Below are 19588 nucleotides of genomic sequence, written 5' to 3' on the forward strand. Positions count from 1 at the left end.
AGGCCGCACGCCCGGCCCGCGCCGGCGGAGGCCGAGGTGGCGGAGGCCGAGGTGGCGGAGGCCGAGGTGGCGGAGGCCGAGGTGGCGGAGGCCGAGGTGGCGGAGGCCGAGGTGGCGGCGCGTAGCGCCGCCGCCCCGTGATCTAAAACAGCCGATCTCGGCACTGTGGAGCATCTATTTACAAGCAAGATCAGCACCGTCCAGGCATGTCCCCACAAGTCCCCTGACCAGCGCCGCAAGGTCCCGCACGTCCACACCCGTCCAAGATCATCCGAGCCTGCTGTTAGCACCACCATTAGCATCCCGGCTGGCCCCAACCGGTCCGGGGTGCTTGTTCGCGCAAACGGCGCGCATGGTGTGACAGACCGTCTCGCGCGAACAAGCACCCCGGCTCGCGGGGGTCCAGGGGGCGGCGCAGCCCCCTGGTTCGAGCTCGCTCAACCCCCTGAGTCGTGAAGGTCAGCCGTGTCTGGGACAGTCCTCATGACCTCCGACTAGGGCCACATCCTCGTGAACGCCAAGCCTCTTCGGAGAGTCTTGCTCCTCCCACCTGAGAGCAACGGTACGCACCGGCGCACTTTCGCGAGAGCGATCACCATCACCAGCATCCTCAAGAAGACTGGGGCATGGCCAGCAAACCGGGATCATGCATGCATCTTGCAACCAGAAGCTATATTTCGTCACACTCTTACGAGTTGGTGCCTGTGTCGACAGCGAGGCTGCGCGGTAGAGTGGTGTTGTGCTGATCAGGTTTGAAGTGACAAACTTCCGCTCCATCCGAGAGACCGTCGAACTGTCGATGGTCGCTGTAGATCAGGAACGAGAGGAGGCTCGTCCTGCACCACTGCTTGGAGAGAGCCTCCTCCCTGTTGCCGCTGTTTATGGCCCCAACGCCTCGGGCAAATCGAATGTTCTAGCCGCTCTAGCTTGGGTGCGGGATGCAGTGCAACACTCACTCCGCATCTGGGAAGACGCAATTCCAATTGAGTCATTCGCCTTTAGAGATGGTCCTACGCTCTCTAGCGAGTTCATAGTTGAAATGCTTATCCAGGGAGTGCGGTTCGAGTATGTACTAGAGGTCGATCACGAGCGCGTGGCATATGAGGCTCTTTTCCATTATCCCGAAAAAAAGCGTAGGCGGATTTTCGAACGCGAAGGTCCTGAGTTCAAAATCCAGCGAGGACTTGGGGCCCTTTCCGGCACTCGCGAACTCATGACGCAGAATACACTTGCACTTTCAATTGCTCGCCGGTTCGACGAACCGCTTGTATCGAGCTTTGCGCGTGAGTTGCTACAGATGCAAAACCTAGGACAAGGACAGAGGCGCGGCCGGGCGAGTTATCCGTTTCTCACAGCTCGGTACCCAGGAGGAGCACTGTCCACCAGGCGCCTATTCGAAGAGAATGATAAGCAGCTAGCCCTGTTCTCTTCAGATGATCCCAAGAGCCTTGCTTACGCTACCCGTAAGCAGGCCCTGGCGCTTCTTCGCCTCGCCGACCTTGGGATCGATGATGTAGTTATCGATACACAAGAGATTCCTCTTCCGGACTCCTCTGAGGTCCGCACGCAACGGAGAGTACGACTGATTCATAAGACAGCTGAGGAAAGTCTCCCCTTTGATTTCTCCGCCGAGTCTGAAGGCACCAGGACCTGGTTTCAACTGATTGGCCCGGTATTGACAGCCCTCCGCTACGGATCCGTGGTGCTGTTCGACGAATTGGACGCTAGCTTGCATCCAACTCTCTCGGCTGAACTTCTGCGCATTTTCCATAGTCCGGCCATCAACCCTCGTGGGGCACAGCTCATTTTCACATCACATGACACCAGTCTGCTTAATCACCTGAATCGAGATGAAGTCTGGTTGACCGACAAAGTCAACGACGGGTCCACACGTCTTGGGGCATTGGCCGATTTTGCCGGCGAGCGGGTACGCAAGTCGCAGAATCTTGAAAGTGCTTACCTACATGGCCGTTTCGGTGCCCTACCCCAGATTGACCAGACAGACCTCCTGCGGTCGCTTGGATTGATTGGCTGATGCCTTCCCAAAAACGCAGGCGTGGCGGGAAGTCACTTAGAAGAACCACTGCAAAGCGGTCAGAGTTCACCACAATCGTGGTTTTCTGTGAAGGAGTCAACTCTGAGCCAGACTACGTTAAGGGATTGAAGAGACTCCCTCACGTTGCCGAGAATACGGCCCTTGAGCTCAGGATCCACCCCGAACAGGGGGTGCCACTCACGCTAGTCAAGAAGGCTTCGGACTTTAAACGTGATCCCGAGATCGATGAATGCTGGTGCTTGTTCGACGTCGAATGGCCTAAACATCACCCCAACCTCCAAGAGGTTATCTCTCTAGCCAAAGCGAACGATGTAAAACTTGCGATTTCCAACCCATGTTTTGAGCTATGGCTTGTCCTGCATTTTCGCGACTATCAGGCGTTTGTCGACACGGCTCCAGCAGAGCGCCTATCTCGAAAACTCGACAATAGGACAGGAAAGAGCATTGACGCCGATATGTACATGCCGCTGCGCAAGGTCGCTACGGACCGCGCGACTCAGCTCGATCGGCGACACGAACGGAACGGAACGAAATTCCCACACAATAACCCCTCCTCCGGCATGTACAAGTTCCTGGAAGCCCTCGAAGGTAACCAAAGCTGACGCGGTCTAGAGACTGAATACTTGAGCGTTATCTGCGGACGGGACGGCGCGACGGGATCGGCCCGAAGAGGCCGCACGCCCGTCGTGTCGGCACCGGCCGCCGGCGGCCGCGGAGCGGGCGCCCTTGAAGACGTAGAGAAAGTTCTCATCCGGCGGGCAGGACCCTCGAATGATCTTGAATTCTGGGTACGCGTCAGCCCCTGAGTTGCCTGGTCAGGGGCCTTGTGGCGGCAGCTCAGGGGCCGACGTTTACCGGTGTTCGGTGGCGTTCACCTCTGACGCCATGGCCACGCCTTCGTGAGGGTGATCTGCTCGCGCAGTTGGTGAACGTCGGGGGCCGACAGGAGGTGGTCGCCGGTCGGTAGGGAGATCATCGCCCACCACTCCCCCGTGGCCTCGCCGTACCAGGCTTGGACGCCGGGGAACATCTCGGCGAGGACTTGCGCGGCCCGCCTGGTCTCAGCGTTGCCGCTCATGGCGACGAGCCTTCCGGGAGTTCGGCTGGTGAAGTCGGCCCCAAAGGATGCGCTCGACTTCGGTGACTGCGAGGTCTAGGTCGGCGCATGGGATGGGGCGGGCGCTGTTGCGGGCGAGGTAGACCCATCGGCCGAAGTGGGTGGCGCTGAGTTCTTCGGTGGCCGGCGCGTGCTTGGTCGGGCCGACGCGCAGTGTTGCCGGGGAGACGTGGAAGCGGCGGTTTGTGCGCCATCCCTGGGCGGCGAGTGCCTCGGCGAGGCGGTCAAGGTGCCACATGGCCTTGCGGTCCTGGCGGTCTCTGGTGCCGAACCAGCGGATGAAGCGGCGGGCGCGGCGTCCCCATAGCCGTAAGGTCACGGCGGATTCGTCGATCATGCGTCGCTCTCCCTGGCGAGAGCGAGGACGCGTCCGATGCGGTCGGCTGCCAGCTCGGTCTCCCACAGCGGGCACAGCGGTTCAAGCTCCGGCTCGGAGCCGCGGGACGGACCGGACCAGACCCAGTGCCACCACAGGTCGCGGTCGGGGGCGTGCGGGTGGCATCTGACTTCTTGGCGTAGGCCGGGGCTCAGTACCTGGCCTAGGGCGTTGTCGGGTGCGGGCTCCCCTGCGAGGTTCACGGCCATCACCGCGCCGTGTCCCCATGGCTTAGCGGCTAAGCCGCGCTGATCCAGGGCGGCTATCAAGGCGAGTGCTGCATCTCGCCATTCGCGTGGGTTGCCGCCTGGTGGACGGGGGTGGGTGTCTGTCGCGTCCGGCGTCGGGGCCTCTGGGGGAACGGGCATAAGGGTTCCTTCGGACGGTCTTCTGCGAGGTTAATCGGCCAGCTCATCGCGATGATCTTGCTGGTCAGAGCCCGATCAACGTGGATTGATATTCAAAGTACGGGTACAGTACTTCAAGTACAAGTCACTTCGCGTACTTGCGCCGCACAATAAGTACTGATCTCGTAGAGGCGACGAAGGAGGATGCCGATGTTCGGCTTGATGGTCCGGTTCACCTGCAAGAACGAAGAGAGCGCCGGTAGGTTCGATCAGCTGGTCTCCGAGACGATCGGCAAGATCGAGACGGAAGAGCCGGGCACGCTGATCTACGCGGTGCACAAGGTCGACGGGCAGCCGCTGCAGAGGATCTTCTATGAGCTATACCGGGACCGGGCGGCCTTCGACGTGCACGAGGAGCAGGACCACGTCCGGCGCTTCCTCGGTGCCCGTGATGACCTGCTCGCCTCGGTGGAGGTCGACTGGTTGGGCCTCCAAGTAGGCAAGGGAACGACAGGGTGAGCACTGAGTATCAAAGGGCGCTCGGACGGCGGATCGCTCAGGAGCGCAAGCGGCGAGGGCTGTCTCAGCCTGAGCTGGCGCGGCTGATCGACAGGTCCGTTGCCTGGGTCTCCCAGGTCGAGCGCGGCGTGCGCAAGGTCGACCGCATGTCGGTCTTGGAGAAGGTCGCCGAGGTGCTGGAGCTTCCGCTCTCGGAGTTGGCGGCCGAAGCTCCGGTTGTCGCCGCGTCGAGTGAGGAAATGCCGGGGTCGGCCGGGCTACGGCTGGTCCTGTCGGGTGCTCACTCGCTTCGGGCCATGCTGCACTCGGCTCCCGTCCCGCCGACGGCGGAGATCAAGCCGCGAGTCGACCGGGCTTGGGAACTGACGCATGGGAGCCACTATGTAGAGCTGGCTGACCTGCTCCGGGGCCTGGTGCCTGCCCTGGAAACCGCGGTGCGGTCGGCGCCGGAAGAGCGACGGGCAGAGCTGTTCAACCTGCTGGCGGCGACCTATCAAGCCTGCTCGGCGGCCCTGTCCAAGCTCAACGAACCGGAAGCGTCATGGATCGCCGCTGACCGCGCCATCGTCGCGGCCGAGCGTGCGGGCGATCCGCTGATGATGGCCGCCGGCGCCTTCCGGCTCGGGTTCGTCTTCTTGGGAGCGCGGCACTTCGACCAGGCCGAGGAGAACGCCCGGACGGCCACTGACGCGCTGTGGTTCCTGGTCGATCAGGGCAAGCCGGAAGCCATGTCCCTGTGGGGCGGGCTGACGTTGCAGCGGGCTATGGCCGCGGCGCGGCTCAATCAGGCGGACGTGGCATATGAGCATCTCGCGCGGGCTCGTGAAGTGGCTGAACGGCTCGGAAGCGGTCGCAACGACTACAACACCGAGTTTGGCCCGGCGAATGTCGTCCTGCATGAGGTCACCCTGGCGGTAGAGCTGGGAGACGCCGGCCACGCCCTTCGCGCCGGGAGCGAAGTCGATACCTCGATGTTGTCCCGTGAGCGCCGGGCAAGGCTGCAGGTCGACCTCGCGCGTGCGCACGCCCAGCGGCGGCAGGTCGATGGGGCTGTTGCGGCCCTGCTGGAGGCGGAGTCGATCACGCCGGAGCAGGTACGGAACCACCGGGTCGTGCGTCAGGTCGTGTCCGATCTACTGACGATGCAGGACCCGCCGTCTCCTGACCTGCGAGAACTCGCGGAGAGAGTGGGCGCGTAGAAAAAGTACGTCTTCTAGTACTCAAAGTACTAGTAGAAACTCTGAGTACCGGGTAGCGTTCGTGTTGATGCTGAAGCACTCCTGCTGGAGGTGAAGGCCCAACACGAACGCTCTTCGCGTTTCAGGGGCGCAAGGCCGCTCTTGGACGGCGAAACAGGCCACTAATGAAAGTGGCCTGAGCGGGAGACCCGCCCAGGCCGGATGCGGTTAGCACCCTAGTTGGCGCTTCGATGCTACCTCGTTCGTCCTGATGGCGTGTGCTCCCTTCGACCCGTAACGCCTGCTCAGCAGGCGGACGAGAGGTGTACTCAGCATGCGCAACATTCCTGTCGACGTCTCCGCCCTCACCTTCGTGTGCGTGTCCGCGCCGCGTCCCAAGGTGCTCAACCAGGAAACGGGCGAGGTCAAGGTTGACCGCGACGGACAGACGGTTTTCACAGTGGGTCTGTCGGCCGCCGACGCCATGGGGCGGGTCGACCTGCTCAACATCTCGGTGACCGGCGACCAGTCGGTGACGATCGGGGAGGTCGTCACGCCGGTGGGCCTCGTCGCGTTCCCCTGGGAGGCGGTTCTCGGCGGTGAGAAGCGGTGGGGCGTCGCCTTCCGCGCTACCCGTGTCGTCCCCGTCTCCTTGGGGTCGGCTTCGTCGGACGTGGCCTGAACGGGGCTGCCGTCATGACTGACTTCGTCCTGGTGCTCGGGGTCCTGGCCGCTGCGGCGGCCGGGCTCTGGGCCTGGCGCCGGTCCCACCCGGTGTCGTTCTGGTACGGCATCGGGTTCCCGGCCCGTGCGGTGCTGGTGTACCTGACGTGGCATCACGTCGCCTCGGGCTGCAAGTTGACCCGCAACCGGCGGCGGTTCCGCCTCACTCTCGACGCCATCCCCGTGGTCGGGCCCGCTTCCCGGTCCGCGGCGACGGTGGTCGAGCACAAGCGGCGGGTTCGGCGGATCGACGTCGAACGCCCTCCCCGCCTCGGCATCCTGCGGCCTACCCGGCTCGGATGGCGGATGCGGCTGCGCCTGCACGACGGCCAGGTCCCCGCCGACTACGAGAAAGCCGCGGAGGGCATCGCGCACGCCTGGCGCGTCCACTCCGTCCGGGTGGTCGACGTCCGGCCCGGCCGGGTCACCCTGTGGGCCACGATGCGTGACCCGCTGGTCGATGTAGCCACCATCCCGGAAACCGGTGAGCTGCTGACCGTGCGCCCAGGGAAGCTGGAGAACGGCCGTGACTGGGTGATCGACTTCCGCACGGTCCCGCACTGGCTCAACGTCGGCGCGACTCAATCGGGGAAGTCGAACCTGGCCAACGCCCTGCTCAAGGGCTTGGCGCCGCAACCGGTCGCCCTGGCGGGCTTCGACCTCAAAGGCGGCGTCGAGTTCACCCCCTACGCGCCTCGTCTCTCGGCGCTGGCCACGACCCGCAAAGAGTCGGTCGATCTGCTGGCCGATCTGGTGGGCGAGGTCGAGAACCGCATGGCCACCTGCCGCGCCTTTGGTGCGCGCAACGTGTGGACGCTGCCGGAGGATTTGCGGCCGATGCCCATCGTGGTCCTGGTGGACGAGGTCGCCGAACTGTTCCTCATGGCAGACAAGAGCGAGAAGGACGAGGTGTCGCGTACGGCTACCGCGCTGCTGCGGGTGGCTCAGCTCGGGCGGGCGTTCGCGGTCTACCTGGTCGTGTGCGGGCAACGCGTCGGCTCCGACCTGGGGCCGGGCGTCACGGCGCTGCGGGCCCAGTTGTCGGGGCGGGTGTGCCACCGGGTCAACGACCCGGAGACGGCGAACATGGCGCTCGGCGACCTCGACCCCGCCGCCCTGGACGCCGCACGCGTTATCGCGGCCGAGACTCCGGGGGTGTGCATCGTCGCGGGGCAGGACGGCTCGTGGCACCGGGCCCGCTCGGTCTACGTCCCCGAACACGAGGCCGAGCAGGCCGCGCGCGACTTCGCGCACCTGACCCCGGACTGGGAGACCCTCGTCGGCTCCGCCCCAATCGTCCGCCCAGCCGCGTAAACACCTCTCCTTCCCCCCACCTTCCTGGCTTGGCGTGAGCCCTGATCACGCCACGTCCTTACCCGACCCATGTCCGAAACCGGTCCTGGAGACTCCCGTGGCTACCCGCGTCCTCGCCGTTCGTCCTCGGCTCATCCCCGTCCTGTCCGCCTCGGTCCCGGTATCGTCCCGGCCGTCCGCTGTCTCGTCCTCGTCCTCGTCGAGCCGCCGGCCGGTGCGCGTTGTGTGGGACGAGTTGCGGAGCCTGGACGTCGCGGTCTGTGGCTCTTGCACCGAGTCGTCCGCCTCGTCCGGGTCCGGCAAGGTCGACGCCTGGGCCGACGCGCACATATGTGATGCCGAACTGGTCGCGCTGCTCGCCCTCGTCAGTTCCCAGCGGGCGGCGTGATGCGGCGGCTTGCCGGGGCGGTGGCCGACTCCGCGCCGGTGGTGGTCCTGGCCGGGATCGCGGCGGCCGGGTCGTTCACCCACATCCGCGACACCGCCACCGAGCACGGGCAGCGCGGGTGGATGGCCTGGGCCATCGCGGTCTGCATCGACCTGACCTGTGTCATGGCCGCCGCGGAACGCCGACGGGACAAGAGCACCGGGCGGGAGACGGGGCGGTTGTCGTGGCCGACCGTGGTCCTGGTCGGCGGGATCCTGCTTTCCCTCGCCGCCAACCTCGCCCAAGCCGACCCCTCGGTGTGGGGCTGGATCACTGCAGGGACACCGGCGGGCGCATTCCTGGTCGCGGTGTCGATGCTGGAACGCCGAAAGGCCGGCACCCCGGCGGCGGCTCACACCTCACCCGTCCCCGAGTCCTTCGGCCATCCCGACCCGGCCCCGGTCCCGTCCGTCTCGTCCTCGTCCGACTCGTCCTCGACGCCGTCCCGGTGGGTGGTCTGGGAGGACGAACGCCCCACCGTCGCCGCTGCCGTCCCCGCTCCGCAGGACGAACCCCGCGACCGCGACGAGCAGGACGGCCAGACCTCCATCCCTGTCCCTGTCCCTGGTCCCGCCGACCAGTCCCCCGCGACACCGTCCGACCCGCAGTATCCCCCGCCGTCTGCTTCGTCCTCGTCGCCCGCTGCGGCAGGCCCGCTGGTCGACTTCGCGCGCCGCGTCGCCACCGAGCACGAAAGCCGGCACGGGCGCCCGATCACCCGCGACGCGCTGCGCGCACGGCTCGGCGTCTCCAACCAACTCGCCTCAGACCTGCTCCGCCAACTCCGCACCGAACAGCCCCACGCAACCGCGTCCGTCTCCTGACCCTGGAGGAACCAGCCATGACCTCGTCCACCGTCCCGACCGGCCAGACCTCCCTTCCCGTGCCCGGTGACCTGTTCGCACGTCACCAGACCATCGCCGGCCTGCGCGCCCTCGCCGACTTCCTGGAGGCCAACCCCGCCGTTCCGGTCAACGAGTACGGCAGGGAGTACAACGTCTACACCCACGCCGAGGACGAGACCGCAGCGGTCGCCATGGTCGACCAGGTCGCCGCGCTCCTAGGCGCCGAAGTCACCGACACCCGCGCCCACGGCGGCCACTACAGCGCCGAAAAGACCTTCGGCCGCATCACCTACGGCGTCGTCCACGTTCCCCAGCGACGCCACGACGAATACGCCGCCTACACCAGCTACCGCGACAACATCCGCCTCGACCCCGACCAGGACGACGACGAGGGACAGGCGGCCTGATGACCATCGACCAGTACCCGGCGCCCTCCCGCCCGCTCACCCGGTCGGTCGTGGGCTGGGTGTGCGGGACGTGCGGCGGGGGCGGGGTCGCCTCCGACGGGTCCACCTGCCCCGACTGCAACGGCCACGGCCACACCTGACAGAAGGGGCACCCGATGTTCCTGCGCCGCTGCGCCTTCGCCTGCTTCTGGCTGGTCCTGGGCCTGTTCGCCCTCCGCCATCCCGAATCCGCCGCGCAGGCCATTCGCGCTCTCTTCGAGGGCCTGGCCCTGCTCGCCGACGCGCTCTCGCTGCTGGTCTCGGCGTTCTAGCTCCGCCCCCGGCGTGGCCGCACAAGCCGCCAAGCACACATGGCCACGCCGGGGCCATCCCCCGCCCATCCCATAGACAGGCAGGAGAAGCGTTCATCGTGCCCGATCTCGCCCCGGCTCCGCTCATTAACGGTGTGGCCGCGCGCGACATGGCCAACCGATACAACCGCGCCGACTTCCGCGCCTGGGCGCGCCGCGCACACTCCACCGGCGGCTGCGCCCAACCCGTCCACCTGCGTGGCCGCGTAACCCACCTGGACCCGCAGACCGGCGAGATTCTCCGGCACTACTCCACCGCCCAAGAGCCGGGCGGGACTCTGCGGGTGGCGTGCAAAACCCGGCGGGCCTCGAGGTGCCCGGCTTGCGCTGAGACCTACCGCGCCGACACCTACCAACTCGTCCGCGCGGGCCTGGTCGGCGGCAAGGGCGTACCGGCCACAGTCACCCAGCATCCGGCGGCGTTCGTCACCCTGACCGCGCCCTCGTTCGGGCCTGTCCACTCTCGCCGCACCGGCAAGGCCGGCGGCGTGGTCGCTTGCCGTCCCCGGCGCGACGGCGGGACGTGCCCGCATGGGCGGCCGGTCTCCTGCACCGTCCGCCACGCGGCGGAAGATCCGCGGCTCGGTCAACCGATCTGCCCGGACTGCTTCGACTACGCGGGCGCGGTGCTGTGGAACGCGCACGCTCCTGAGCTGTGGCGCCGGTTCGCTCTGGCCTTCCGGCGGTACGTCGCTCGGTCGGCGGGCCTGCGGGTCGCCGACCTGCGGGACGTGCTGACGGTGTCATTCGCCAAGGTGGCCGAGTATCAGCGGCGCGGCCTGGTCCACTTCCACGCCGTCATCCGCCTCGACGGACCCGGCGGCCCCGACGCGCAGCCTCCCACATGGGCAACCCTCAACCTGCTCAAGGCGGCCGTCGACCACGCGGCCGGGGCCGTAGCGGTGTCGAGTCCAGCGGCCGGTGACGTCCCGACCAAAGAGCACGTGTGGGGCTCTCAGATCGACGTCCGGCCGATCACCACCACGGGGGACCTGACCGATACCGCGGTTGCGGGCTACATCGCCAAGTACGCCACCAAAGCCGCCGAATGCGTCGGCACCCTCGACCGCCGCATACGCCCGACAGACGAACTGACCGACCTGCCCGTGAGCGGCCACGCCCGGCGACTCATCGCCGAATGCCTCCGCCTGGGCGCCGTCGAGGAGTACGCGGGCCTGCGGCTAACCGAGTGGGCCCACATGCTCGGCTTCCGCGGCCACTTCTCCACCAAATCCCGCCGCTACTCCACCACCCTCGGCGCACTCCGCCAAGCACGCATCGACCACAACCAGCACCAACACGACGACACCACAACCGGCCGCCTCCCCTTCGACGACGACCAGGTCCTCGTCGTCGCCCACTGGCGCTACCTCGGACAAGGCATGACACCCGGCGAAGCGCTTCTCACGGCTGCCCTCACCGGCAAGCCCATGCCCGCCCTCGACCCGTCCGGCATCACCCAAGGGAGCACACGTTGACCGACCTGGTCCTCACCGTCGACGAAGCGGCCGAACGGCTCCGCGTGAGCCGCTGGACGCTCTACAACCTCATCCGCTCCAACCAGCTCCGCACCGTCAAGATCGGCCGCCGCCGACTCGTCCCCGTCAACGCCCTCGTCGAGTACCTCGACCAGCTCACGGAAGAGGCCGCCTGATGCCGAGAACCACAACCGCCACCCCGGATGAGCCGGACGACGGCAAGAAACGCAAGAGCTCCCGGCGCAGTCGAGCCAACGGGGAAGGCTCCATCTACCCCTACCGGAACGGATACGCGGCCTACGCCTGGGTGACTACTCCCGCCGGGGAGCGCACACGCAAGTACGTCTACGGCAAGACGCGCGAAATCGTCCACGACAAGTACGTCAAGCTCCTCAGCGCGGCGGCTCAGCGCCCGATCGCTACCACGGTGCCAACCGTTGAGAAGTACCTGGCGTACTGGCTCCGGGACGTGGTCGAGCCCAACCGGGAGCCCAACACCTATTCGAACTACGAGCTGATGTGCCGTCTTCACATCGTTCCGGGCCTCGGTAAGAAGCGGCTGGATCGGCTCACGGTGCGGGACGTCCAGAACTGGCTGAACAAGCTTCCGGGCTCCTGCCAGTGCTGCGCGCAAGGCAAAGACGCCAAACGCCCATCTGACCATGCCGACCCGAGCAAGCGGCGGCGGTGCTGCGCGGTCGGGAAGTGCTGCCAGAGCTTCCCGAGTCGCCGGACCATTACGTCGGCGCGCAACACGCTGCGGAACGCTCTCAACCACGCCATGACCGAAGAGATCATCGCGCGGAACGTGGCGAGTCTGGCCAAGGTGCCGGCGGCTCGGAAGCGTGCTCGCAAGTCGTCCACCTGGACAGTAGAGGAGGCGCGCCGGTTCCTGGAGCACACGCGCGAGAGCAATGACCCGCTGTACGCCGCGTGGGTGCTGATCCTGCTCATGGGCATGCGCAAGGGCGAGGTGTTCGGCCTGCGCTGGGCTGATGTCGACTTCGCGGCCGACGAACTCAGCATCGGCTGGCAGCTCCAGCGCGTCGGCTCCCGGCTCATTCACAAGGAGCGAACCAAGACCGACGGCTCTACCGACGTGCTTCCGCTCCCCTCCCTCTGCACGACCGCACTACGGCTGCGCCAGGACCAGCAGGCGGGCGAGCGTGAGGCGTCCGGTGAAGGCTGGCACGAAAGCGACCTCGTCTTCACGACCAGGACGGGGCGGCCGGTCGAGCCGCGCAACGTCAACCGGGCCTTCGAGTCGCGGTGTGCCGCTGCCGGGGTCAAGGTCATCCGCGTGCACGACACCCGGCACACGTGCGGCAAGCTGCTGGCCGCGCTGGACGTCCATCCGCGGGTGGCGATGCAGATCCTCCGGCACAGCAAGATCAGCCTCACCATGGAGATCTACACCGAGGTCCCCACCGAGCAGACCAGGGCGGCGCTCAAGCGGCTCGGCGACCACCTTCGGCAGGATGGCCGCGGCAGTGGCGAGTCGTCCGCGTAGCTGTACTTCGCTGCTGTACCTGTTAGCAAAAGCCCCCTTGTGATGATCGCAAGGGGGCTTTGAGCTGGGAGCCGGCGAGGGGACTTGAACCCCTAACCTTCTGTTTACAAGACAGATGCTCTGCCAATTGAGCTACGCCGGCGGGCTCGTCCCGCATCGTAGTCGACTTGGGGGCTCGGGGGGATCTGGGGAGTTCTTCTGGGGTGGGTGTCGATCTGTGGGGGGTCGGGGGGCGGGGACGCTGGGTTGCGTCGTGGGTGCGCACGGTCGGCCATCGGGGGGAAGGACAGGGGCAGGGGTGCTGGTGGTGGTGGTCGTGGAGGAGGAGAGATGAAGTCCTACGTGCTCAACATCATCCAGCCGGTGGGGGAGGTGCCGCCGCCGGAGGTGCTGAAGCCGATCATGGCTCGGCTCGCCGAGATTCGGCGGGATCTGGAGCGGCAGGAGTGCTGGGTGTTCGGGCGGGGGCTGGAGCAGCCGGAGGCGAGCACCGTGGTGTGCATGCGGGGGGACGAGGTGATCGCGACGGATGGGCCGTGGACGGAGGGCAAGGAGCACATCGGCGGCATCACGATCATCCGGGTGGCGGACTTGGACGCGGCGTTGAAGGTGGCTGCCAGGTTCACCCAGGTGACCGGATTGCCGATCGAGGTGCGGCCGTTCCAGGGCGAGGGGTGATCGAGCGGGTCTTCCGGGAGGAGCACGGGCGCGCGGTGGCCGTGCTGGTCCGGGCGTTCGGCGATGTGGACGTCGCCGAGGAGGCGGTCCAGGAGGCGTTCGCCGAGGCGGTGCGCCGGTGGCCGGACGAGGGGACGCCGCCCCGTCCGGCGGGGTGGATCATCACGACGGCGCGGAACAAGGCGATCGACCGGTTGCGGCGGGAGGCCGCGCGGGCCGGGAAGCACGCGCAGGCCGTGCTGCTCGACGCGGCGGAGCCGGTCGAGGCGTCCGTGGTGGAGGACGATCGGCTGCGGCTCATCTTCACGTGCTGCCATCCGGCGCTGAGGATGGAGGCGCGGGTCGCCCTGACGCTCCGGTTGCTGGGCGGGCTGTCGACGGCGGAGATCGCGCGGGTCTTCCTGGTGCCGGAGAAGACGATGGCGCAGCGGCTGGTGCGGGCGAAGGCGAAGATCCGGGACGCCGGGATCCCGTACCGGGTGCCGGATCAGGGTGATCTGCCGGGACGGCTCTCCGGCGTGCTGGCGGTCGTCTATCTGGTGTTCAACCAGGGGTACGGCGGGCGCGAGGAGTCGGGGGTCGAGGCGGTCCGGCTGGGGCGGGTGCTGCGGGAGCTGATGCCGGACGAGCCCGAGGTGCTGGGGTTGCTGGCGTTGATGCTGCTCGTCGAGTCCCGTAGGGGCGCCCGGCGGCGGGACGGGGAGCTGGTGCTGCTGGCCGAGCAGGATCGAGGGCTCTGGGACCGGGAGCTTGTGGAGGAGGGGCAGGCGCTGGTGCGGAGGTGCCTGCAGATCGGGCGGCCCGGGCCGTACCAGATCCAGGCGGCGATCAACGCGGTGCACGGGGATGCGGCGAAGGCAGAGGACACGCGGTGGGATCAGGTTCTCCAGTTGTACGACCAGTTGATGGCCGTGGCGCCGAGTCCTGTGGCGGCGCTCAACCGGGCTGTGGTGGTCGGTGAGGTTCAGGGGGCTGGGGCCGCGCTGGAGTTGGTCGAGGGGCTCCAGCTGGGCCGGTACTACCTGTTTCATGCGGTGCGTGCTGATCTGCTACGGCGGTTGGGACGGGGTGTGGAGGCGGCCGAGGCCTATGGCGAGGCCCTGAGGCGCACGGAGGACGAGGCCGAGCGGGCGTTTCTCAGGAGGCGGCGGGCCGCGGTCTCCGGTTGAAGGTCTGGCCGGCGACGAGGGCGCCCAGGGCGATGGTGAAGCCGACGACCTGCCACGGGGTGAGGGTCTGGCCGAGGATCAGCAGGCCCGCCAGGGTGGCGACCATCGGGTTGGTGAGGCCGAGGAGTGAGACGGACGTCGGGGGCAGGCGGTCGATGCCGCGGAACCACAGGGCGTAGGCGATCGCGGTGCCGACGATGCCGAGGTAGGTGAAGCCCAGGAGGTTCTCGCCGGTCAGCGAGGACGGGGCTCCTTCGAGCGCCAGGGTGAGCGGCAGGAGGACGAGGCCGCCGACGGTGAGCTGCCAGCCGGTCATGACCAGGGGCGATTCGGGGCGTCCCCACTTCTTGGCCAGGACGATCGCGGTGGCCATGAGGGACGTCGCGGTGAGCATGGCGCCGATGCCGAGGGGGTCGAGCCTGGCGTCGGCGCCGAGGGTCAGCAGCGCGACGCCGCCGGTGCCGGCGAGGGCGGAGTACAGGACGGCGCGGGCCGGGCGGATCCGCAGGACGCCGATCGACAGCATCGCCACGACCAGGGGCTGGACGGAGCCGATCGTCGCGGCGACGCCGCCGGGGAGGCGGTAGGCGGCGAAGAAGATCAGCGGGAAGAAGGCGCCGAAGTTCAGCAGGCCGAGGACGATCGACTTCCACCACCAGTCGCCGCGCGGCAGGCGGCGGGTGGCGGCGAGCAGCACCAGTCCGGCGGGCAGGGCCCGCATGGTGGCGGCGAGCAGGGGGCGGCCGTCGGGCAGGAGGGTGGTGGTGACCACGTAGGTGGTGCCCCAGCTCGCGGGGGCGAAGGCGGCGAGGGCGAGGTCGGAGGCGTAGCGGGTGCGCAGGGCCGGCGCCGGGAGGGCTGTGGTCTGATTCACCTCAACGTCAATTATCTGAACGTTGAGATTATTTCCGATCTCAGGCGCGGAGACGGCTGATCTCGTACAGCGCGATGCCCGCGGCCACTCCGGCGTTGAGCGACTCGGCCTTCCCCGGCATCGGGATCGTGACGAGCATGTCGCAGGTGTCGGCGACGAGGCGTCCGAGGCCCTTGCCCTCCGAACCCACGACCAGCACGAACGGCCCGGACGCGAGTTCCAGGTCGGCGACTGTCACGCCGCCGGCGGCGTCGAGCCCGGCGACGAAGCAGCCGGCCTTCTGGTAGGCCTTGAGCTGCCGGGAGAGGTTCGTGGCCTGCGCGACCGGGATGTTCGCGAGCGTTCCGGCGGACGACTTCCAGGCGCCGGCCGTGACCCCCGCCGCGCGCCGCTCCGGGACGACCACGCCGGTCGCGCCGAACGCGGAGGCGGAGCGGACGATCGCGCCGAGGTTGCGGGGGTCGGTGATGCCGTCCACCGCGACGACCAGCGGGGCCTTGCCCTTGAGCAGGTCGTCCGGGTGCGCGTACCGGTAGGGCTTGACCTGCAGCGCGATCCCCTGGTGGACGGCGCCGTCGGTCAGCCGGTCGAGCTCGTTCTTGCCGGTCTCCAGCAGCGGGATGCGGCGGTCGGCGGCGATCTGGACCGCCTCGCGCACCCGCTCGTCGGTGCCGGACGTGACGTACAGCGCCGTGCCGGGGACGCCCGCGCGCAGCGCCTCGACGACCGGGTTGCGGCCCGTGACCAGCTCGGGGACCTCGCCGGTCGCGCGCCGCGCACCTGCGGGGCGGCCGGCCGGACGGTTCTCCGACGGGCCCTGGGCGCGCCCGCCCGGCCCCAGCGTCGGGGTGCCGGTGCGCTTGGAGCTCTTGACGGCGCGGGCCTTCTGGCGCTTGCCGTGCCAGTGCCGGTCCTCGGCCTTGGGGGTGGGTCCCTTGCGCTTGGCCATTGTCGGTTACGCCCTTCGCGACGATTGCGTGCTCGCCCCTGCCGGGCGACTCAAGATCTCAGCGGACGGCGACGAACCCCCGCGAACATTCGATTTTATCCGCAGCGCGGGAGCGCCGTGCACGGTCAGCCGCGCTTCAGCTCCCAGCGGGGACCCTGCGGGGTGTCCTCGACGAGGACGCCGGCCTCCGACAGGCCGTCGCGGATCGCGTCCGCCGCCGCGTAGTCCTTGCGGGCGCGGGCCGCCTGCCGCTGCTCCAGTGCCACCTTGACCAGGGCGTCGACGACGGGGTGCAGGTCGTCCTCCCCCGAAGCCCGCCACTGCGGCGCGAGCGGGTCAATGCCGAGGACGTCGGCCATCGCCCGGACGGCCGCCAGGTGCTCCCGCACCGCGTCGCGGTCGCCGGACGCCAGGGCGCTGTTGCCCTCCCGGACGGTCTCGTGCAGCACCGCCAGCGCCTGCGGGACGCCCAGGTCGTCGTCCATCGCGGCGGCGAACGCGGACGGGACGGAGGACGGCGAACCGGCCCCCACCTGCTCCGCGGCCCGCGTGACGAAGCCCTCGATCCGCTGGTAGGCGGAGACGGCCTCGGCCAGGGCGGCGTCGGTGTAGTCCATCAGCGACCGGTAGTGCGCCGACGCGAGGTAGTAGCGCACCTCGACCGGACGGGCCTTGCCCAGCAGGTCGGGCAGCAGCACCACGTTGCCGACCGACTTGCTCATCTTCTCGCCGTCGACGGTGAGGAGACCGTTGTGCAGCCAGTAGCGCGCGAAGCCGTCGCCCGCGGCGCGGGACTGGGCGATCTCGTTCTCGTGGTGGGGGAAGATCAGGTCGACGCCGCCGCCGTGGATGTCGAAGGTCGGGCCGAGGTACCTGGTCGCCATCGCCGAGCACTCCAGGTGCCAGCCGGGGCGCCCGTCCCCCCAGGGCGTCTCCCAGGACGGCTCTCCCGGCTTCGCGCCCTTCCAGAGCGCGAAGTCGCGCGGGTCGCGCTTGAGGGTCTCGTTGGGGGTGTCGCCGGCGGAGCGCATGTTCTCCAGCCGCTGGTTCGACAGCGCCCCGTACTCGTCCGCCCAGGACTTGACGTCGAAGTACACGTCCCCGCCCGCGGCGTACGCGTGGCCCTTGTCGATCAGCCGGCGCATCAGGACGATCATCTCCGGGACGTGCCCGGTGGCGCGCGGCTCGATCGTCGGGGGCAGGCAGCCGAGCAGGTCGTAGCCCTGGGTGAAGGTGCGCTGGTTGCCCTCGGCGATCGCGAACCACGGCACGCCCCGCTCCGCCGACACCGCGATGATCTTGTCGTCGACGTCGGTGACGTTGCGCGCGAACGTCACCTCGTAGCCGGACGCGCGCAGCCAGCGCAGCAGGACGTCGTAGATGACGCCCGAGCGCAGATGCCCGATGTGGGGGGCCGCCTGCGGAGTGGCACCGCACACGTACATCCCCACGCGGCCCTCTTCCAGGGGCTCGAACGTGCGGACGCTACGGGTACCGGTGTCGTAAAGGCGCAGGCTCACGGGTTCAGGTTATTGGATCGGCGTCCGGCTACGTGGCGCATCGCCCAGGCCAGGCTGGGCCATCCGGGCATGCCCCCCTGCGGTCGTGCCACCCCTCCGGTGATGCCACCCTCCGGTGATGCCACAGGGTCATTCCGCCGGGAGCGTCTCCGCCAGCCGGGCGGCGCGGGATTCGAGGTAGCGCCGCTCGGGCAGGCTCGTCGTGCCACGGGCGGCGTCCCGGTACGCCTCGCGCGCGGCCGGTGCGTCGCCGGCCGTCTCCAGCAGGTGGGCCCGGACGGCCGCCAGCCGGTGATGCCCCTCCACCCGGGTGTCGCCGTCCAGCGTGCGCAGCAGGTCGAGGCCGGCGGACGGCCCGTCCACCATGGCCAGCGCGACGGCCTCGTTCAGCGTGACCATCGGGTTCGGGGTCAGGTGCGCCAGCACCCGGTACAGCGCGAGGATCTGCGGCCAGTCGGTGTCCTGCGGCCGGGCGGCCTCGGCGTGGACGGCGGCGATCGCGGCCTGCACCTGGTACGGGCCGGGCGGCGACCAGGTGAGCGCGTCGCTGATCAGCTCGGTTCCCTCTCTGATCTCCTCGGCGTCCCAGAGCGTCCGGTCCTGCTCGGTGAGCGGGACCAGCAGCCCGCCGTCGGCGGTGCGGGCCGCGCGGCGGGCGTCGGTGAGCAGCATCAGCGCGAGCAGGCCGGTCGCCTCCCCGTCGCCGGGCAGCAGCCGGTGCAGCGCCCGGGCGAGCCTGATCGCCTCGGCGGTGAGGTCCGCGCGCCGCAGCTCGGGCCCGCTGGACGCGGTGTACCCCTCGTTGAAGATCAGGTACAGCACGTGCAGGACCGTCCGCAGCCGCTCGTCGCGCTCGTCCGGCGGCGGGGTCCCGAACCGCGCCCCCGCCGCCTTGATCTTCTGCTTGGCGCGGCTGATCCGCTGCGCCATCGTCGCCTCCGGGACGAGGAACGCGCGGGCGATCTGCGCCGTCGTCAGGCCGCCGACGGCCCGCAGCGTCAGCGCGACCCGCGAGGACGGCGACAGCGCCGGATGGCAGCACAGGAACAGCAGCGTCAGCGTGTCGTCGCGGTCGCCGGGCCGGTCCTCGTCCGGACCGGGCTCGGCGGGCTCCTCCGCGGCCACGGCCGCCTCGCGGTCGCGGCGGGCCCGCTCGCTGCGCCACTGGTCGGTGAGCCGCCGGGTCGCGACGGTCAGCAGCCAGCCCCGCGGGTTCTCCGGAACGCCTTCCCCCGGCCACTGGACGGCGGCGGCGAGCAGCGCCTCCTGCACGGCGTCCTCGCACGCGTCGAAGGCGCCGTGCCGCCGCACGAGCGTGCCGAGCACCTGCGGCGCGAGGGCGCGCAGCAGGTCCTCGACGGCCGGGGGCGTCCTCACATCTCCGTCCCGGAGTCGTGCATGACCGCCCGGACCTCCATGTAGCCGCCGTACCTGACGTCCGGCCAGCGGGAGGCGATCTCCACGGCGCGCTCCTCGGTCTCGCAGTCCACGCCGACGTAGCCGGCGAAGTGCTCCTTGGCCTCCAGGAACGGGCCGTCCGTCACGGCCGGCCCGCCGTCCCCGCCCGTGACGGTCTTGGTCAGGGACGGGTCGGCGAGCCCCGCCCCGCCGACCAGCTCGCCCGACTCCGACAGCTCGGTCATGATCGCCTCGACCTCGCCGAACAGCGCGGTCCGCTCCTGCTCGGTCAGGTCCTCCAGGAAGCCGGGACGGTTGTAGATCATCAGCATGTACTTCACGGTTCTCTCCTC

At 68.6% G+C, this 19588-nt stretch carries 24 protein-coding genes and 1 tRNA gene; 16 read left to right on the forward strand and 9 right to left on the reverse strand.

Annotated features, from left to right (window positions below):
- Positions 1 to 739 precede the first annotated feature (739 nt).
- Both CHC11_RS23105 and CHC11_RS23110 read left to right on the forward strand, forming a co-directional pair.
- Entirely contained in the window at positions 740 to 2035 is a 1296-nt protein-coding gene (locus CHC11_RS23105) for an AAA family ATPase (RefSeq protein WP_089313897.1), read from the forward strand.
- Positions 2035 to 2658: an RloB family protein gene (locus CHC11_RS23110; RefSeq protein WP_089313898.1), complete on the forward strand. Its 624-nt coding sequence runs from the start codon at positions 2035 to 2037 to the stop codon at positions 2656 to 2658. The genes CHC11_RS23105 and CHC11_RS23110 overlap by 1 nt, the downstream gene beginning before the upstream one ends.
- Before the next feature lie 269 nt (positions 2659 to 2927).
- On the opposite strand, the gene CHC11_RS23115 is transcribed toward CHC11_RS23110, so the two are convergent.
- Genes CHC11_RS23115 through CHC11_RS40490 form a run of 3 tightly spaced genes read right to left on the reverse strand, consistent with a single transcriptional unit; the run spans position 2928 to position 3752 of the window.
- Positions 2928 to 3134: a hypothetical protein gene (locus tag CHC11_RS23115; protein WP_089313899.1), complete on the reverse strand. Its 207-nt coding sequence runs from the start codon at positions 3132 to 3134 to the stop codon at positions 2928 to 2930.
- Entirely contained in the window at positions 3118 to 3510 is a 393-nt protein-coding gene (locus tag CHC11_RS23120) for a hypothetical protein (RefSeq protein WP_089313900.1), read from the reverse strand. The genes CHC11_RS23115 and CHC11_RS23120 overlap by 17 nt, the downstream gene beginning before the upstream one ends.
- On the reverse strand, positions 3507 to 3752 hold the full coding sequence (locus CHC11_RS40490) for a hypothetical protein (RefSeq protein WP_143227207.1): 246 nt from the start codon (positions 3750 to 3752) through the stop codon (positions 3507 to 3509). The genes CHC11_RS23120 and CHC11_RS40490 overlap by 4 nt, the downstream gene beginning before the upstream one ends.
- A 354-nt stretch (positions 3753 to 4106) precedes the next feature.
- On the opposite strand from CHC11_RS40490, the gene CHC11_RS23125 reads away from it, so the two are divergent.
- From CHC11_RS23125 to CHC11_RS23170, 12 genes are all read left to right on the forward strand, one after another.
- The gene (locus tag CHC11_RS23125) at positions 4107 to 4415 is read left to right on the forward strand and encodes a putative quinol monooxygenase (protein ID WP_089313901.1); all 309 of its coding nucleotides are present in this window, start codon (positions 4107 to 4109) and stop codon (positions 4413 to 4415) included.
- Positions 4412 to 5614: a helix-turn-helix domain-containing protein gene (locus CHC11_RS23130; protein WP_089313902.1), complete on the forward strand. Its 1203-nt coding sequence runs from the start codon at positions 4412 to 4414 to the stop codon at positions 5612 to 5614. Before CHC11_RS23125 ends, CHC11_RS23130 begins: the two co-directional genes overlap by 4 nt.
- A 313-nt stretch (positions 5615 to 5927) precedes the next feature.
- Positions 5928 to 6275: an SCO3933 family regulatory protein gene (locus CHC11_RS23135; protein ID WP_089313903.1), complete on the forward strand. Its 348-nt coding sequence runs from the start codon at positions 5928 to 5930 to the stop codon at positions 6273 to 6275.
- Between the two features lie 14 nt (positions 6276 to 6289).
- Positions 6290 to 7630 (forward strand): FtsK/SpoIIIE domain-containing protein, encoded by a 1341-nt coding sequence (locus CHC11_RS23140; RefSeq protein ID WP_089313904.1) that lies wholly within the window; start codon positions 6290 to 6292, stop codon positions 7628 to 7630.
- A gap of 214 nt (positions 7631 to 7844) precedes the next feature.
- Complete coding sequence (locus CHC11_RS41530; protein WP_179278957.1) at positions 7845 to 8018, forward strand: hypothetical protein; 174 nt, start codon at positions 7845 to 7847, stop codon at positions 8016 to 8018.
- On the forward strand, positions 8018 to 8881 hold the full coding sequence (locus CHC11_RS23150; RefSeq protein ID WP_089314187.1) for a DUF2637 domain-containing protein: 864 nt from the start codon (positions 8018 to 8020) through the stop codon (positions 8879 to 8881). Before CHC11_RS41530 ends, CHC11_RS23150 begins: the two co-directional genes overlap by 1 nt.
- Before the next feature lie 17 nt (positions 8882 to 8898).
- On the forward strand, positions 8899 to 9309 hold the full coding sequence (locus CHC11_RS23155; protein ID WP_089313906.1) for a hypothetical protein: 411 nt from the start codon (positions 8899 to 8901) through the stop codon (positions 9307 to 9309).
- Entirely contained in the window at positions 9309 to 9449 is a 141-nt protein-coding gene (locus tag CHC11_RS41535) for a hypothetical protein (protein WP_179278958.1), read from the forward strand. Before CHC11_RS23155 ends, CHC11_RS41535 begins: the two co-directional genes overlap by 1 nt.
- 15 nt (positions 9450 to 9464) lie before the next feature.
- Positions 9465 to 9620, forward strand: a complete 156-nt coding sequence (locus CHC11_RS41540) for a hypothetical protein (protein WP_179278959.1) — start codon at positions 9465 to 9467, stop codon at positions 9618 to 9620.
- Between the two features lie 149 nt (positions 9621 to 9769).
- Complete coding sequence (locus tag CHC11_RS23160) at positions 9770 to 11137, forward strand: replication initiator (RefSeq protein WP_089314188.1); 1368 nt, start codon at positions 9770 to 9772, stop codon at positions 11135 to 11137.
- Positions 11134 to 11313, forward strand: coding sequence for a helix-turn-helix domain-containing protein (locus CHC11_RS23165; RefSeq protein WP_089313907.1), 180 nt, complete (start codon positions 11134 to 11136; stop codon positions 11311 to 11313). Before CHC11_RS23160 ends, CHC11_RS23165 begins: the two co-directional genes overlap by 4 nt.
- Positions 11313 to 12647, forward strand: coding sequence for a site-specific integrase (locus tag CHC11_RS23170; RefSeq protein ID WP_089313908.1), 1335 nt, complete (start codon positions 11313 to 11315; stop codon positions 12645 to 12647). Before CHC11_RS23165 ends, CHC11_RS23170 begins: the two co-directional genes overlap by 1 nt.
- A 69-nt stretch (positions 12648 to 12716) precedes the next feature.
- Here the strand turns inward: CHC11_RS23170 and CHC11_RS23175 are convergent.
- A tRNA-Thr gene (locus tag CHC11_RS23175) sits at positions 12717 to 12789 on the reverse strand.
- A gap of 188 nt (positions 12790 to 12977) precedes the next feature.
- Between CHC11_RS23175 and CHC11_RS23180 the strand changes: the two genes are divergently transcribed.
- A complete protein-coding gene (locus CHC11_RS23180) occupies positions 12978 to 13325 on the forward strand; it encodes a YciI family protein (RefSeq protein ID WP_089313909.1) in 348 nt (115 codons plus the stop codon).
- On the forward strand, positions 13322 to 14494 hold the full coding sequence (locus CHC11_RS23185) for an RNA polymerase sigma factor (RefSeq protein WP_089313910.1): 1173 nt from the start codon (positions 13322 to 13324) through the stop codon (positions 14492 to 14494). The genes CHC11_RS23180 and CHC11_RS23185 overlap by 4 nt, the downstream gene beginning before the upstream one ends.
- Here the strand turns inward: CHC11_RS23185 and CHC11_RS23190 are convergent.
- The 5 genes from CHC11_RS23190 to CHC11_RS23210 form a co-directional block, all read right to left on the reverse strand.
- Positions 14463 to 15368, reverse strand: a complete 906-nt coding sequence (locus CHC11_RS23190) for an EamA family transporter (protein ID WP_245919637.1) — start codon at positions 15366 to 15368, stop codon at positions 14463 to 14465. The genes CHC11_RS23185 and CHC11_RS23190 overlap by 32 nt on opposite strands.
- Positions 15369 to 15408: 40 nt before the next feature.
- Entirely contained in the window at positions 15409 to 16317 is a 909-nt protein-coding gene (gene rlmB / locus CHC11_RS23195; RefSeq protein ID WP_089313912.1) for a 23S rRNA (guanosine(2251)-2'-O)-methyltransferase RlmB, read from the reverse strand.
- A 125-nt stretch (positions 16318 to 16442) separates the two neighbouring features.
- On the reverse strand, positions 16443 to 17837 hold the full coding sequence (gene cysS, locus CHC11_RS23200) for a cysteine--tRNA ligase (RefSeq protein WP_089313913.1): 1395 nt from the start codon (positions 17835 to 17837) through the stop codon (positions 16443 to 16445).
- Between the two features lie 129 nt (positions 17838 to 17966).
- Complete coding sequence (locus CHC11_RS23205; protein WP_089313914.1) at positions 17967 to 19214, reverse strand: RNA polymerase sigma factor; 1248 nt, start codon at positions 19212 to 19214, stop codon at positions 17967 to 17969.
- The gene (locus CHC11_RS23210; protein ID WP_245919695.1) at positions 19211 to 19567 is read right to left on the reverse strand and encodes a YciI family protein; all 357 of its coding nucleotides are present in this window, start codon (positions 19565 to 19567) and stop codon (positions 19211 to 19213) included. Before CHC11_RS23210 ends, CHC11_RS23205 begins: the two co-directional genes overlap by 4 nt.
- Positions 19568 to 19588 lie beyond the last annotated feature (21 nt).

Source organism: Actinomadura mexicana, from assembly GCF_900188105.1.
Lineage (GTDB): Bacteria > Actinomycetota > Actinomycetes > Streptosporangiales > Streptosporangiaceae > Spirillospora > Spirillospora mexicana.

Excerpts from the sequence above, each read along its gene's own strand:
- CHC11_RS23110 (WP_089313898.1), top strand. The coding sequence starts at position 2,035 with ATGCCTTCCCAAAAACGCAGGCGTGGCGGGAAGTCACTTAGAAGAACC.
- CHC11_RS23115 (WP_089313899.1), bottom strand. The coding sequence starts at position 3,134 with ATGAGCGGCAACGCTGAGACCAGGCGGGCCGCGCAAGTCCTCGCCGAG.
- CHC11_RS23120 (WP_089313900.1), bottom strand. The coding sequence starts at position 3,510 with ATGATCGACGAATCCGCCGTGACCTTACGGCTATGGGGACGCCGCGCC.
- CHC11_RS23125 (WP_089313901.1), top strand. The coding sequence starts at position 4,107 with ATGTTCGGCTTGATGGTCCGGTTCACCTGCAAGAACGAAGAGAGCGCC.
- CHC11_RS23135 (WP_089313903.1), top strand. The coding sequence starts at position 5,928 with ATGCGCAACATTCCTGTCGACGTCTCCGCCCTCACCTTCGTGTGCGTG.
- CHC11_RS23140 (WP_089313904.1), top strand. The coding sequence starts at position 6,290 with ATGACTGACTTCGTCCTGGTGCTCGGGGTCCTGGCCGCTGCGGCGGCC.
- CHC11_RS23150 (WP_089314187.1), top strand. The coding sequence starts at position 8,018 with ATGCGGCGGCTTGCCGGGGCGGTGGCCGACTCCGCGCCGGTGGTGGTC.
- CHC11_RS23155 (WP_089313906.1), top strand. The coding sequence starts at position 8,899 with ATGACCTCGTCCACCGTCCCGACCGGCCAGACCTCCCTTCCCGTGCCC.
- CHC11_RS41535 (WP_179278958.1), top strand. The coding sequence starts at position 9,309 with ATGACCATCGACCAGTACCCGGCGCCCTCCCGCCCGCTCACCCGGTCG.
- CHC11_RS41540 (WP_179278959.1), top strand. The coding sequence starts at position 9,465 with ATGTTCCTGCGCCGCTGCGCCTTCGCCTGCTTCTGGCTGGTCCTGGGC.
- CHC11_RS23160 (WP_089314188.1), top strand. The coding sequence starts at position 9,770 with ATGGCCAACCGATACAACCGCGCCGACTTCCGCGCCTGGGCGCGCCGC.
- CHC11_RS23170 (WP_089313908.1), top strand. The coding sequence starts at position 11,313 with ATGCCGAGAACCACAACCGCCACCCCGGATGAGCCGGACGACGGCAAG.
- CHC11_RS23180 (WP_089313909.1), top strand. The coding sequence starts at position 12,978 with ATGAAGTCCTACGTGCTCAACATCATCCAGCCGGTGGGGGAGGTGCCG.
- rlmB (WP_089313912.1), bottom strand. The coding sequence starts at position 16,317 with ATGGCCAAGCGCAAGGGACCCACCCCCAAGGCCGAGGACCGGCACTGG.
- CHC11_RS23210 (WP_245919695.1), bottom strand. The coding sequence starts at position 19,567 with ATGCTGATGATCTACAACCGTCCCGGCTTCCTGGAGGACCTGACCGAG.